Annotated in this window: 13 protein-coding genes; 10 read left to right on the top strand and 3 right to left on the bottom strand. The window is 70.3% G+C overall.

All coding sequences use genetic code 11. From position 1 onward, the window contains the following. The first annotated feature begins 65 nt into the window (after positions 1 to 65). From OU416_RS22140 to OU416_RS22115, 6 genes are all read left to right on the top strand, one after another. Entirely contained in the window at positions 66 to 410 is a 345-nt protein-coding gene (locus OU416_RS22140; protein ID WP_270928923.1) for an STAS domain-containing protein, read from the top strand. A 59-nt stretch (positions 411 to 469) separates the two neighbouring features. Then, positions 470 to 826 (top strand): GntR family transcriptional regulator, encoded by a 357-nt coding sequence (locus OU416_RS22135; RefSeq protein WP_270928922.1) that lies wholly within the window; start codon positions 470 to 472, stop codon positions 824 to 826. A gap of 266 nt (positions 827 to 1,092) precedes the next feature. Next, a complete protein-coding gene (locus OU416_RS22130; protein ID WP_270928921.1) occupies positions 1,093 to 2,292 on the top strand; it encodes a cytochrome P450 in 1,200 nt (399 codons plus the stop codon). Positions 2,293 to 2,477: 185 nt separating this feature from the next. Next, positions 2,478 to 3,677, top strand: a complete 1,200-nt coding sequence (locus OU416_RS22125) for a cytochrome P450 (protein WP_270928920.1) — start codon at positions 2,478 to 2,480, stop codon at positions 3,675 to 3,677. A 229-nt stretch (positions 3,678 to 3,906) separates the two neighbouring features. After that, positions 3,907 to 5,100 carry a cytochrome P450 gene (locus OU416_RS22120; protein ID WP_270928919.1) on the top strand — a complete coding sequence of 398 codons (1,194 nt, stop codon included), beginning with the start codon at positions 3,907 to 3,909 and terminating at the stop codon, positions 5,098 to 5,100. Between the two features lie 52 nt (positions 5,101 to 5,152). Continuing rightward, positions 5,153 to 5,722, top strand: a complete 570-nt coding sequence (locus OU416_RS22115) for a dienelactone hydrolase family protein (RefSeq protein ID WP_270928918.1) — start codon at positions 5,153 to 5,155, stop codon at positions 5,720 to 5,722. 6 nt (positions 5,723 to 5,728) lie between these two features. Here OU416_RS22115 and OU416_RS22110 read toward each other — a convergent pair whose 3' ends face one another. Both OU416_RS22110 and OU416_RS22105 read right to left on the bottom strand, forming a co-directional pair. Continuing rightward, complete coding sequence (locus OU416_RS22110) at positions 5,729 to 6,556, bottom strand: maleylpyruvate isomerase family mycothiol-dependent enzyme (protein ID WP_270928917.1); 828 nt, start codon at positions 6,554 to 6,556, stop codon at positions 5,729 to 5,731. Between the two features lie 47 nt (positions 6,557 to 6,603). Beyond that, positions 6,604 to 7,227, bottom strand: a complete 624-nt coding sequence (locus OU416_RS22105; RefSeq protein ID WP_270928916.1) for a DUF305 domain-containing protein — start codon at positions 7,225 to 7,227, stop codon at positions 6,604 to 6,606. A gap of 189 nt (positions 7,228 to 7,416) precedes the next feature. On the opposite strand from OU416_RS22105, the gene OU416_RS22100 reads away from it, so the two are divergent. The 4 genes from OU416_RS22100 (at position 7,417) to OU416_RS40310 (ending at position 11,047) form a co-directional block, all read left to right on the top strand. Beyond that, entirely contained in the window at positions 7,417 to 8,856 is a 1,440-nt protein-coding gene (locus tag OU416_RS22100) for an LVIVD repeat-containing protein (RefSeq protein ID WP_372907279.1), read from the top strand. 93 nt (positions 8,857 to 8,949) lie between these two features. Then, positions 8,950 to 9,942: a phosphotransferase family protein gene (locus OU416_RS22095; protein ID WP_270928915.1), complete on the top strand. Its 993-nt coding sequence runs from the start codon at positions 8,950 to 8,952 to the stop codon at positions 9,940 to 9,942. 116 nt (positions 9,943 to 10,058) lie between these two features. Beyond that, a complete protein-coding gene (locus tag OU416_RS22090; protein WP_270928914.1) occupies positions 10,059 to 10,529 on the top strand; it encodes a hypothetical protein in 471 nt (156 codons plus the stop codon). A 185-nt stretch (positions 10,530 to 10,714) separates the two neighbouring features. After that, complete coding sequence (locus OU416_RS40310) at positions 10,715 to 11,047, top strand: Scr1 family TA system antitoxin-like transcriptional regulator (protein WP_372907280.1); 333 nt, start codon at positions 10,715 to 10,717, stop codon at positions 11,045 to 11,047. 33 nt (positions 11,048 to 11,080) lie between these two features. Here the strand turns inward: OU416_RS40310 and OU416_RS22080 are convergent, their stop codons facing one another. After that, positions 11,081 to 13,273, bottom strand: coding sequence for a putative bifunctional diguanylate cyclase/phosphodiesterase (locus OU416_RS22080; protein ID WP_270928912.1), 2,193 nt, complete (start codon positions 13,271 to 13,273; stop codon positions 11,081 to 11,083). Between the last annotated feature and the right edge of the window lie 19 nt (positions 13,274 to 13,292).

Raw genomic sequence — 13,292 nt, 5'->3', positions numbered from 1 at the left:
CCCACCGTGCGCGCACGACGTCGGATCGTCACGAGAGCCCGGGATCCGGCGCTAGTGTGCAGCCCATGGACTTCGGCGTGACCAGCACACGGCTGCCCGACGACGTCGCGCTGATCACCGTGAGCGGCGAGATCGACGTCAGCACCGCACCAACGCTGCGGGACCGGTTGACCGACGCGGTGAACGACGGCGCGCACCGGTTGGTCGTGGACCTCACCCAGGTCGAGTTCCTGGACAGCACAGCGCTCGGCGTGCTGGTCGGCGCCCTGAAGCGCATCCGCGCCGTCGACGGCGACGTGGTCCTGGTGTGCACCGCGGACCGGCTGCTCAAGATCTTCCGGATCACCCGCCTGACCGAGGTGTTCCCCATCGTGCCCGACCTCCCCTCGGCCCAGGCCTGGCGCGGGTGAGCCGCGCGGGCCCGCCGGATACTGTTGCGGCACCGACCTCGACCGGGAAGTGATGGACCATGCGGATCAGCGTTGACGCCAACTCCGACGTGCCGCCGTTCGAGCAGGTGCGCTCCAGCATCGCCGAGCAGGTCCGCAGCGGTGAGCTGCCGGTGGGCGCCAAGCTCCCGACCGTCCGCGCCCTGGCCGCCGACCTGGGCATCGCGGCCAACACCGCGGCCAAGGCCTACCGCGAGCTGGAGCAGGCCGGGCTGATCGAAACCCGTGGCCGCGCAGGCACTTTCGTCTCCGACGCGGGCGATCAGAGCGCAGCCCGAGCAGCCGAAGCGGCGGCCACCTACGCCCAGATCACCCACGCCCTGGGCATTCCGGCCGACGAAGCCCTCGCCATCGTCCGCGCCGCCCTGAAGGCCTGAGGTCGCCTCGGGATCGGCTTGGACCGATCGGGCGAGGGACGATCAGGGGACGGGTTCGTCTTGTCGGGCAAAGGTTTTCGCCACTCGAACACGCGATCTGCGACGACCCGGGAGCGCGGTAGCCTGCTGGTGGTGCGCCGGGCGACGGCCACCGAGATCCCGGAGTTCAGCCACCGGCAAGGTTCCGCCGGAAACGTTGCCCTCCCCGGACGGCTCCACCTGTCCGCGCGCGGCCGGGCCGGTCGAATCCCACCCGAGGAGGCGTTGTGCGCGCGACCGAAAGCGAACTCCCGGTGTTCCCGTTCACCAACGCGGACGGCAGCGACGACCAGGAACGGATGGTCCGGCTGAGCGAGGAGCAGCCGATCACCAGGGTCGCGCTGGCCGGTCAGCCGGTCTGGCTCGTCACCCGCCACGCCGACGTCAACGCGGTGCTGGTCGACACGCGCTTCAGCCTGGCGCGCGCCATCGATCCAGGAATTCCGCGGCTGGGCACCTTCGAGCTGCCGCCGGGGCAGCTCCTCGCCACCGATCCACCGGAGCACACCCGGCTGCGCAAGCTGGTCGCGAAGGTCTTCACCGCCCGGCGGATCGAGCAGCTGCGGCCGCACGTGGAGGAGGTGAGCGACCGGCTGCTGGACCGGCTCGCCGAGCAGGCACCGCCGGTCGACCTGATCCAGCACTTCACCGCCGCGCTCCCCATCGAGATCATCTGCGAGATCCTCGGCGTCCCCGACCAGGACCGGGACCGGTTCCAGGAGTGGACCGAGCGCCTGCTCACCGTCGCCGGGCTGCCGGCCGAGGAAGTGCAGGCCGGGTGGACGCGGATCGCCGACTACCTCGCCGGGCTCGTCGCCGAGAAGCGCCTCGTTCCCACCGACGACCTGCTCAGCAGGTTGGTCGCGGCGCGCGACGAGGACGACAAGCTCGACGAGAACGAACTGGTGATGCTCGGGCTCGCGCTGCTGATCGGCGGGCACGAGACCACCAAGAACCAGCTGGCGAGCTCGGTTGCCATGCTGCTCGCCGAACGTCCCGACCAGTGGCAGCGGCTGATCGACCAGCCCGAGCTCGTCCCGTCCGCGGTGGACGAGCTGCTGCGCTACGTGCCGCTGTTCGGCTACGCGGTGACCTTCCCCAGAGTGGCCACCGCGGCGGTCGAGCTGGGCGGGGTGACCATCGCCGAGGGCGACACCGTGCTGATCTCGCTGACCTCGGCCAACCGGGACACCGCGATGTTCGACGATCCCGATGAATTCGACCCGGCGCGCACGCCCAACCGCCACCTCGCTTTCGGCAACGGCGTGCACCGCTGCATCGGCGCGCAGCTGGCGAGGATCGAGCTGGAGACCGGCCTCGGCGGCCTCCTCCGGCGTTTCCCGCAGCTGCGCCTGGCCGACGCCGAACTGGACTGGAAGAAGGGCGTTTTCGTCCGCGGCCTGCACGAACTCCGCGTCGAGTGGTGAACCCTCCGCCGCTCGGGACCCGATCGGCTGCCACTCGTGAGCGGTAGCCTGCTGGTGGTGGGTGCCGCACGAGCGGAAGCCGCCGAGATCCTCCAGAGCTCGACCGCCGGCAAGGGTGCCGCTGGATGGGATCCTCCCCCGGACGGCTCCACGTGTCCGGTCCGATCCCCTCCCGAGGAGGCGTTGTGCGCGCGACCGAAAGCGAACTCCCGGTCTTCCCGTTCACCACCCCGGACGGCAGCAACGACCACGAACGGATGGTCCGGCTGAGCGAGGAGCAGCCGATCACCCGGGTCGCGCTGGCCGGCCAGCCCGCCTGGCTCGTCACCCGGCACGCCGACGTCAACACCGTGCTGGTCGACACGCGCTTCAGCCTGGCCCGCGCCATCGACCCGGGAGTCCCGCGGCTGGGCACCTTCGACCTGCCGCCGGGGCAGCTCCTCACCACCGACCCACCGGAGCACACCCGGCTGCGCAAGCTGGTCGCGAAGGTGTTCACCGCCAGGCGGATCGAGCAGCTGCGCCCGCGCGTGCAGGAGGTGACCGACCGGCTGCTGGACGAACTCGCCGGGATGACGCCGCCGGTCGACCTGATCGAGCACTTCACCGCCGCGCTCCCCATCGAGATCATCTGCGAGATCCTCGGCGTCCCCCACCAGGACCGGGACCGGTTCCAGGACTGGACCGAGCGCCTGCTCACCGTCGCCGGGCTGCCGGTCGAAGAGGTCCGGGCCGGGTGGACGCGGATGACCTACTACCTCGCCGGACTCGTCGCCGAGAAACGCCGTGCTCCCACCGACGACCTGCTCAGCATGCTGATCGCAGCCCGCGACGAGGACGACGAGCTGGGCGACGACGAGCTCGCGGTGTTCGGCCTCACGCTGCTGACCGGCGGGCACGACACCACCAAGAACCAGCTGGCGAACTCGGTGGCCGTGCTGCTCGCGGAACATCCCGACCAGTGGCAACGACTCGTCGCGCGCCCCGAGCTCATCCCGTCCGCGGTGGACGAGCTGCTGCGCTACGTCTCGCTGGCCGGTTACGAGGTGACCTTCCCCAGGGTCGCCACCGAACCGGTCGAGCTGGGCGGGGTGACCATCGCCGCGGGCGACACCGTGCTGATCTCGCTGAACTCGGCCAACCGCGACGCCGCGGTCTTCGACTCCCCCGACGAGTTCGACCCCACCCGCACGCCCAACCGCCACCTGACCTTCGGCAACGGCGTGCACCGCTGCCTCGGCGCCCAGCTGGCGAAGATCGAGCTGGAGACCGGCCTCGGCGAGCTCACCCGCCGCTTCCCGCAGCTGCGCCTGACCGACGGCGAACTTCCTTGGAAGAAAGGGGTTTTCGTTCGGGGATTGCACCGGCTCCAGGTCCAGTGGTGAGACTCGGCCGGATCGACGCGGCGAGAACGCGTTGCCGTGCGAGAGCTTCGGCCGACCGGGCAGCAACCCCATCGTCGGAGTCGTGGCCTCCTTTCGGGCCACGGCTGATCAGGCGACGGATTCCGCTTATCAGGCAACGGTTCTCCACCCGAAATCCCGATCGGCAGTGGCTCCGCGCGGCGGTAGCCTGCCGGTGGGACGACGCGGATTCCCGGTGCGAGGAGGCGTTGTGCGCGAGACCGAACTCCCCGAGTTCCCGTTCACCGCTGCCGACGGCAGCAGCGACCGCGCGCGGATCGCCCGGCTGCGCGACGAGCAGCCGATCTCGCGGGTCCTGCTGTCCGGCAAGCCGGTCTGGCTGGTCACCCGTTACGCCGAGGTCAACGCCGTGCTGGTCGACACGCGGTTCAGCCTGGCCCGCGCCGCCCACCCGGACGTGCCCAAGCTGGGCACCTTCGAGCTGCCGCCGGGGCTGATCCTCGCCACCGACCCACCGGAGCACACCCGGCTGCGCAAGCTGGTCGCGAAGGTGTTCACCGCCCGGCGGATCGAGCAGCTGCGCCCGCGCGTGCAGGAGGTGACCGACCGGCTGCTGGACGAGCTCGCCGGGATGACGCCGCCGGTCGACCTGATCGAGCACTTCACCGCCGCGCTGCCCATCGAGATCATCTGCGAGATGCTCGGCGTGCCCGACGCCGACCGGCCCTCCTTCCAGGACTGGACCGAGCGGATCCTCACCGTGTCCGGGCTGCCGGTCGAGGAGGTCCGGGCCGGTTGGACGGAGCTGTCGGACTACATCGCGGAGCTCGTCGACGACAAGCGCCGCTCCCCCACCGAAGACCTGCTCAGCCTGCTCATCACAGCGCGCGACGAGGACGACCGGCTGAGCGAGGAAGAACTCGTGCTGTTCGGTCTCGCGCTGCTCAACGCCGGGCACGAGACCACCAAGAACCAGCTGGCGAACTCGGTGGCCCTGCTGCTCGACGAGCACCCGGACCAGTGGCGCAGGCTCGTCGAGCACCCGGGACTCATCGGGCCGGTGGTGGACGAGCTGCTGCGCTACTCCTCGCTGGAGGCCTTCCAGGTGGGCTTGCCCAGGGTGGCCACCGCGACGGTCGAGCTGGGCGGGGTGACCATCGCCGAAGGCGACACCGTGCTGATCTCGCTGAGCTCGGCCAACCGCGACGCCGCGGCGTTCGACTCGCCCGACGAGTTCGACCCGGCCCGCCAGCCCAACCGCCACCTCGCGTTCGGCAACGGCGTGCACCGCTGCCTCGGCGCGCAGCTGGCGAAGATCGAGCTGGAGACCGGCCTCGGCGAGCTCACCCGCCGCTTCCCGCAGCTGCGCCTGACCGACGCCGAACTCCCCTGGAAGACCGGCGGTTTCGTCCGCGGCCTGCACGAACTCCGCGTCGAGTGGTGAACCGCCTCGGGTATCGTTCGGCATTCGCTACCGGCAGGCAAGGGGTTCGGGCATGGCAGAGGTCGTTCTGTTCCACCACGCGCAGGGATTGACCTCCGGGGTCACCGCTTTCGCCGACGAGCTCCGCGCGGCCGGGCACACCGTCCACACGCCCGATCTCTTCGACGGGCTCGTCTTCGGCTCGCTCGAGGAAGGCATCGCCCACGTCGAGCAGGTCGGCTTCGGCGAGATCACCGAGCGCGGTGTCCGCGCAGCCGAAGCTCTGCCGCGAGACGCCGTTTACGCTGGTTTCTCGCTCGGTGTGCTGCCCGCGCAGAAGCTGGCGCAGACCCGGGCGGGCGCGCGGGGCGCGCTCCTGTTCCACGCTTGCATCCCCGTGTCGGAGTTCGGTGCGGCATGGCCCGACGGCGTGCCGGTTCAGGTGCACGGGAAGGAAGCGGATCCGCTCTTCGCCGAGGACGTCGACGCCGCCCGCGCCCTCGTCTCCGGCTGCGCTGCTGCGGAGATGTTCCTGTACCCGGGTGACCAGCACCTGTTCGCGGACAGTTCGCTGCCGTCCCACGACCCGGACGCCGCGAAGCTCCTGACCCGGAGGACGATCGAGTTCCTCAGCTCGCGGTAGGGATCCTCAGGCGACCACCGCGAGCAGTGCGGTCACCGCTTCGGTGAGCGCGGGGTCGCCTTGCGCGTCCGCCCGCCGGCGGGCTTCGGTGACGGTGATGCCCCTGGTCGCGAGCCGCCAGAGGTCGTCCGGCCGCACGGTGACGGTGGCCGCCGGTTCACCGCCGGGCTCGGCCATCCGCCATCGGCCCTCGTCGGACACCGCGCACCAGATGCCGCCCGGCGGACCGGTCACGACGACGCGGACTTCGGTCCCGCTCGGGCGGGCGACCTCGCGCAGCGCGTGCGGCAGCCCGCGCAGGAACGTGTCCAGCACGGGGTGCACCAGTTCCGGCCGGTCGGCGCCCGGACGGCCCACCGCGTCCCGGATCTGCTGCTGGTGCACCCAGAACTCGGTGTACTCGCGGGCGATGTCCAGCCAGGCCGGGCTCGAGCCGGGTCCGGCCCACGACACGTCCAGCGCGGCCGGGCCGGTGAGGTCGAAGCCCGCCCAGAGCCGGTCCAGCTCCGGGCCGAGGTGCGCCAGCAGCTCGACCATCAGCTCCGGGCTGAACTGCCGCGCCGCCCGGACGAATTCGTCGTTGACGCGCGCCAGGTAGCGCGGGAGCGTCTCGTCGTTGGCGAAGACCGCACCGCCGAAACCGTCCCGGGCGCCCGAGATCCGGCGCACGTAGTCGTTCAGGACGTGCCCGACCACGTCGTGCACGTCCCACCCCGGGCACACCGTCTCGCGCGACCAGTCCTCGGCGCGCAGCGAGCGGAGCAGCGCGAGCAGCTCCTGCCGCTCCTGGCCGAACAGGGGGCGGACGTCCAGCACCGGCCCGAACATCGTCATGCCGGCGATGTTCTCACCGCCCGCGCCCCGCGGCCATCGAATAACGCTCAGGCCACCTCGCCCTGCAGCCCGCGCATGGTGTCGATCTCGGACTGCTGGGTCACCAGGACGTCCGTGGCCATCGCGTGGACCTGCTCCTCGCGGCCCCGGGTCAGGACGTCGGTGGCCATCGTCAGCGCGCCCTCGTGATGGGCGATCATGAGCTGCAGGAAGAGCCGGTCGAAGTCGGCGCCGGTGGAGTCCCGCAGCTGCGCGAGCTGCGCGGGCGTGGCCATGCCCGGCATCGTCGCGTGATCGTGCCCGGCGGACTGGCCGTGTCCACTGTGCTCCTCGCCGAAGCCGTGGGTGTCCAGCCAGCCCTGCATGGCACCGATCTCCGGGCCCTGCGCGCCACCGATGCGCTCGGCCAGCGCGCGGACCTTCGGGTGCTGCGCGCGTTGCGGTGCCAGCGCCGTCATCTCCAGCGCCTGCTCGTGGTGCGCGATCATCATGCGCAGGTAGCCGGCCTCGACGTCGACCGGGACACCCGGGTCCGGCGCGGCGCTCGCCACCACCTGCGGCTGGTCGCCCGGTGCGCCCGGCAGCACCACCTTCGGCGGCTCCGGCTGCTCCCCGGCGCATCCGGCGAGCCCAGCAACCGCGATCAGCAACACGGCGGTCAACCGGCGCATCGAGTCCTCCTGTCGTCGTCCTTAACCCACCGGAGCCGCCGCGCACAACGCGTCCGCCTGGTGGGATCCAGCTGGAAAAGCCGCCAACTGGCCTATTGGGTCCAGAACCGGGCAAAACAATACTGATCGGCGGCGGTGTTCTCGACACCGCTGGTCGCAGCTGCGACCGACCCGAGCAACAGGGGTGGATTGGTCTTGAAACGTACTTCCAGGTGGCGCGCGTTAGGCGCGTCCGTCGGCGTCCTGTCCCTCGGTCTGGCCCTCGCGCCGGCGTCTGCGGCGACCCCGGCCCACGACGGCCCGGAGCAGGCCGCCGTGCAGACCGTGGCCGCCCCGGCCGGTGACGTCCTCAAGAGCGACAACATCACGCACGTCGCGAACCTGCCGAAGCAGGAGCCGTTCAACACGCTGGAAGCCTTCGGCACCGACATCGCGTTCAAGGGAGACCACGCGTACGTCGGCAACTACGACGGGTTCGTCGTCTACGACATCAAGAACCCGAAGAAGCCGTCGGTGCTGACCCAGGTCGCCTGCCCCGGCGGCCAGGGCGACGTCTCGATCTCCGGCAATCTGCTGTTCCTCTCCGTCGACTACCCGCGCACGAACGACACGTGCACCAGCGAGTCGACCACCGCGGCCGACGCAGGAGGCTGGGAGGGCATCCGGATCTTCGACGTCAGCAACCCGGCCGAGCCGCGCTACGTCTCCGCGATCGACACCGCCTGCGGTTCGCACACCAACACCCTGGTGCCGGACAAGGCGGGCAAGGACGTCTACATCTACGTCTCGTCGTACGGCCCGCGCGCGGAGTTCCCGAACTGCCAGCCGCCGCACGACCAGATCTCGATCATCAAGGTGCCGCTGGCCAACCCGGCCGAGCCGGTGCTGGTCGACGCCCCGGTGCTGTTCCCGGACGGCGGCAACCCCGGTTCGGACACCGTCAGCCAGACCACCGGCTGCCACGACATCACCGCGTTCCCGGAGAAGGACATCGCGGCCGGTGCCTGCATGGGCGACGGTGTGCTGCTGGACATCTCCGACCGCGAGAAGCCGCGCGTGATCGAGCAGGTCCGCGACGACGTGAACTTCGCGTTCTGGCACAGCGCCACCTTCAACAACGAGGGCACCAAGGTCGTCTTCACCGACGAGCTCGGCGGCGGCGGCGCGGCCACCTGCAACGCGAAGACCGGCCCGACCCGCGGCGCCAACGGCATCTACGACCTGACCGGCGCGGGCGACGACGCGGAGCTGGAGTTCCGCAGCTACTACAAGATCCCGCGGCACCAGGCCGACACCGAGAACTGCGTGGCGCACAACGGTTCGCTGATCCCGACCAAGGACGGCGACTACATGGTGCAGGCGTGGTACCAGGGCGGTGTGTCGGTGTGGGACTTCACCGACTCGGCCAACCCGAAGGAGATCGGCTACTTCGACCGCACCGCGTTCGACGAGAGCAAGCTGTCGACGGCGGGCTCGTGGTCGGCGTACTACTACAACGGCCACATCTACTCCAGCGGCATCCAGGAGGGCCTGGACGTGCTGGAGATCAACGATCCCCGCACCAACAACGCCAAGAGCGTGAAGTTCGCGGAGTTCAACCCCCAGACCCAACCGGTCTACCAGCGCTGACCCGCTGACCTGACGAGCAGGGCCCCGCCAGCTGGCGGGGCCCTGCTCGTCTTCTCCTAAGATCGGTCGGCGGTCGATGCACAGGAGGCGGCGGTGCGCAGAACTGCCACGCGAGATCACCTGACGGACGTCGCGCGCGCGGCGCTGGGGCCCGGCCACCGCCTCGCCGACGTCGCGCGGCTCAGAGGCGGCAGCAAGAAGGGCGTGTACCGCCTCACCTCCGACGACGGCGCCACCGCGATCGCCTACATCTGGGCCGATGCCGAGAACTACTGGCCGACCGAGCAGCCCGAGAACCGCGCGGACCCGCTCTCCCCCGCAACCGGGATCGATCTCTTCGAAGCAGCCCACCGGCGCCTGGACGCCCTGGGGATCCGCACGCCCGGAATCCATCTGATCGACCGGAGCCGGCGCCACTACCCGGCCGACATCGCGGTGGTCGAGGACGTGCCCGGCAAGGATCTGGAAGCACTGCTCCACGAAGAGCCGCGCAGCGCGGGAACGACCATGGCGCTACTCGCCGAGGCGCTCGATGCGATGCACGAGCACCGTGGTTCCCGCTTCGGAAAGATCGCCCTGCTCGACGAGGGCGGCGCGTCAGAGGGCGACTCGTGCGAGCAGGTCATCCTGAGCCGCGCCCTCGCTGATCTCGCCGAAGCCGCCGCCCGCGACACGCGGATCGCGCATCCTCGCGACCAGCTGGAGGTTGTGCTCCGCGAACTGGCGGCCGCGGTGCGCCCGCGCTCGCAGCACGGGCTGATCCACGGAGAGCTCGGCCCGGATCACGTGCTGGTGGACGCCCACGGGCGACCGGTCCTCATCGACATCGAGGGCGTGATGTTCTTCGACGTCGAGTGGGAGCACGCGTTCCTGCGCCTGCGCTTCGGCGAGCACTACCGGTGGTTGGAAACCCGTGACCTCGACGAACAGCGCTTGACGTTCTACGCGCTGGCGATGCGCCTGTCCCTCGTCGCCGGTCCGCTGCGCCTCCTCGACGGCGACTTCCCCGACCGCGACGCCATGCGAGCGATCGCCGAGCAGAACCTCCGAGAAGCGCTCAACTTCCTACCCGCGAACGACGGCTGACCCACGCCAGCACTGCACGCACGGCGGCCGCCTCGCGCACGGTCACCAGAGGCATGGCATCGACTTCCCCTGGATCGACCGGTGATGCACCTTCCCCGCCGGGTTACAGTCGGTCGATGTACGCCTTCCTGATCTTGGTCGTGGCGATGGCGCTTCTGCTGCTGCTCGCGCTGGTGATCTACGGGCGGCTCGTGGTCCGGAACCAGCGCAGGGCCTTGGCAGCGCTGCGCCAGAACGGCCTCGCCTTTCTGTGCCGCCCAACGCTGGGCCTGCGGAGCTTCGCCGGATTCATCCTCAGCGTCGACCGAGTCGCGGTCTCGCTGTGGAAGGTCGGTCTCGGCCAGCCGGTGCGGAAGCAGACCTTTCCCAGTCCTGGCGCCGACGTTGCACCGGCCACGGTGAAGACCAACGTCGCGCGCATGTCGGCCGGGCTGTCCGTGGCCTCCGCCGCCGGAGAACGACTGGACGTCGTCATCTACCCGGATCCGACGATGGCGTACTCGGCACCCGCCGACAGCGCCTTCCTCGACCTCGTCCGCGAAAAGATCCGGGACGCCGTCGCGCGCGCTCCCGATGCCTCCGAGTGACCACCGGATCCGCCCACCCCGCGAAGGTCGCCACTCGTGCGCGACGGGCCCGTGAGTGGTTTCTGGGGTTATAGCACCAGAAAGTGCTCACGGCCCTTGCCTGGTTCGGTCACGGTGCCCCCGCCGAGCTCTACAGCTTCTGCAATCCCCCGTGGACGCGGCGCAGCGTCCACGGGTGCCAGGTCATGAGATCGGGTGTGCCGAACAGCAATCCGATCTCAGCTCGTGGCAGCAGTCGTGTTTCCAGGTCATCGGCCAGGCCTCCGCAGATCACGGCCGGTTCGCGGAGACGATGTCGGCCGCCGGAGCTGCACCTCGTCGCCGTGATCTCCGAAGCCGCCCTGCACCGCTGCGTCAAGACCAAGGCCGTTGCAGCAAAGCAGTCGACTCACCTGCTGGACATGGGCGAACGTGCGAACGTCGAAATGCACGTCCTGCCGTTCGACGAAGGGCTCCACGAATCGCTCTCCGGCAGCTTCGCCCTGCTCGGTCGGGTTGCGGTGAAGGGCACCTTTTAGCAAGTAAGTTGCCTAAAGGTGCCCTTCACCGGGTCAGTGCTCGCGGAGGAAGTCCGAGACGTCGAAGGAGCACAGGGGTCCGCCGAAGCGGGGGCCTGATGCCACCTCGCAGCCGATTTCGCGCCAGGACTCGGCCTGCTGCTCCGTTTCCACGCCTGCGACCCACAGCTGCGCGCCGCAGGCTCTGGTCAGCGGGACCAGGCTGCGGATCGCCTGCACTTCCGGGAGGTCCGGGGATTCCGCGTTGTGCAGTATCGAGACCAGCTCGTCGGCCAGGCGCACCGCGTCCACCGGGAGCTCGCGCAGCAGCCGCAGTTCTTCCGCGGAGCCCTGGAAGTCGTGCAGCGAGGTCCTTATCCCGCGACTGCCGAGGAATCGGATGTTGTCGCGGGTCTCCTCGTTGTCGCCGCTGATCGCCACCATCGGCAGGCACAGCCGCAACCAGCCCGGGTCGACGTCACCGGTGTCCAGGACCCGGTGGATCACCGCCGCCAGGTCGGGATCCTGGCCCTGGTTCGGGCTCAGGGCGACGTTCAGCTGCACCCGGTGCCCGTCGGCGTGCCACTCGCGCAGCTGCTCCCAGGCGCTGGCCACCATCCAGTCGCGCAGGGACAGCGTCACGCCGGAGCGCTCCGCCAGGCGCAGGCACTCCTCGTGCTCCAGCGTGCCGTTCTCGCTGGTGTCCCAGCGGAGCCCTGCTTCCAGCGCGATCACGCCGGAGCCGTCGAGGCGCACCAGCGGGCGGTAGACCACGTCGAACTCGCCCTGCTCCAGGCCGCCCGGCATCACCGCGGCCAGCTTGGACTCTATGCGCTCCTCCGGTGCCCGGTCCGGGTCGAACAGCGCCCACTGCCGCTTGCCCGCCGCTTCCGCGCGCCGCAGCGCGACGTCGGCGGCCCACAGCATGTTCGACGCTTCCGCGCGCCGCAGCGCGACGTCGGCGGCCCACAGCATGTTCGACGCTTCCGCCTCGGCCACCTGCCGCTGCACCACGCCGACGCTCGCCGATGCCGCGATGCCCTGGTCGCCGACGTAGACGGGCTCGGCGAGCAGGTCGTTGATCATCTTGACGACCTCGGGGACCTTCGGGGTCTTCTCCTGCTCCCACACCAGGATGGCGAACTCGGTGCCGCCGAAGCGCGCGACCAGCGCCTCCTCGTCCTCGACCAGCTGCTCCAGCCGCCGCGCCACCGTCTTGATCACCAGGTCGCCGACCTCGTAGCCGAGACCGTCGTTGATCAGCTCGAACCCGTCCAGGCCCAGGTGGTAGAGCGTCATCCGGGAATCGCGCGGGAAGTTGGCCAGCGCGGTCTCCAGCCGGGTGGAGAAGTACTGCCGGTTGGGCAGCGCGGTCAGCACGTCGTGCAGCGCCTGGTAGCGGAACCGGGCCTGCAGCATGTGCAGCTCCGTGATGTCCTCGACCATCGTCACGAAGTGGCGGGGCGCGCCGTCCGAGCCGCGCAGCACCGAAACCGCCAGGTACGCCCACGCTTCCTCGCCGTTGGCGCGCAGCAGGCGCTTGCGGTCGCTGAGGCGCTTGGCGCCGCAGCCCTCGGCCAGCTCGCCGTACGCCGCCGACAGGTATTCGGCGTCCTCGGGGTGGAACAGGTCGTGGATCGTCATCGACGTCAGGGCCTGCTCCTGGTAGCCCAGCGTGTGCTCCCACGCCGGGTTGACCTGGACGAACCTGCCCTGCAGGTCGCTGATCGCGACGCCGATCGGCGTCGTGGTGAACACCTCGCCGAAGCGCGCCTCGCTGGCCGCCAGCTCGCGGTCGGCCTTGAGCTTCGAGCGCAGCAGCGCCCGCTTCAGCGTCTCCTGCTGCACGAACGTGCTCTCGCGGTCCGCGGCGGCGTAGCCGGCCGCGATCGCGGCGACGAGCTCCAGCATCCGGTGCACGTCGTCGGCGCCGAACCGCTGCACCAGCGCGTCGCGGAGCAGGTCCAGGCTCAGCGGCAGGCTGCTCTCGCCGGTGGCGTGCATCTCCACCAGCCGGGTTCCGACCTCGCGGCCGGTCTCCTCCAGGGTGGACGGATCGTCCAGCGCCGCCACGATGCGCTCGACCAGGTCTTCCAGCGCCTGCTCGACGGTCGCGCGGGCCAGCGGGATGTAGGAGGCGGTGCTCAGCTCCGCGGCCCAGCGCCGGGCGACCTCGGCCCGCCAGTCGGCATCGCGCCGCTGGGGAACCAGCACGCTCGGCGGCTCGTCCGCCGTTTCCTCGCTCATCTCAACCGTCCAGCACGCT

The sequence above is a fragment of the Saccharopolyspora indica genome (assembly GCF_027853965.1).
GTDB lineage: Bacteria > Actinomycetota > Actinomycetes > Mycobacteriales > Pseudonocardiaceae > Saccharopolyspora > Saccharopolyspora indica.
The sequence above is the reverse complement of the archived record's forward strand: the minus strand, read 5'-3'. Positions and strand labels throughout refer to the sequence as shown.

What these genes read in the sequence shown, in the direction of transcription:
- OU416_RS22140 (WP_270928923.1), top strand. Translation starts at nt 66, where the DNA reads ATGGACTTCGGCGTGACCAGCACACGGCTGCCCGACGACGTCGCGCTG.
- OU416_RS22135 (WP_270928922.1), top strand. Translation starts at nt 470, where the DNA reads ATGCGGATCAGCGTTGACGCCAACTCCGACGTGCCGCCGTTCGAGCAG.
- OU416_RS22115 (WP_270928918.1), top strand. Translation starts at nt 5,153, where the DNA reads ATGGCAGAGGTCGTTCTGTTCCACCACGCGCAGGGATTGACCTCCGGG.
- OU416_RS22110 (WP_270928917.1), bottom strand. Translation starts at nt 6,556, where the DNA reads ATGACGATGTTCGGGCCGGTGCTGGACGTCCGCCCCCTGTTCGGCCAG.
- OU416_RS22105 (WP_270928916.1), bottom strand. Translation starts at nt 7,227, where the DNA reads ATGCGCCGGTTGACCGCCGTGTTGCTGATCGCGGTTGCTGGGCTCGCC.
- OU416_RS22090 (WP_270928914.1), top strand. Translation starts at nt 10,059, where the DNA reads ATGTACGCCTTCCTGATCTTGGTCGTGGCGATGGCGCTTCTGCTGCTG.
- OU416_RS40310 (WP_372907280.1), top strand. Translation starts at nt 10,715, where the DNA reads ATGAGATCGGGTGTGCCGAACAGCAATCCGATCTCAGCTCGTGGCAGC.
- OU416_RS22080 (WP_270928912.1), bottom strand. Translation starts at nt 13,273, where the DNA reads ATGAGCGAGGAAACGGCGGACGAGCCGCCGAGCGTGCTGGTTCCCCAG.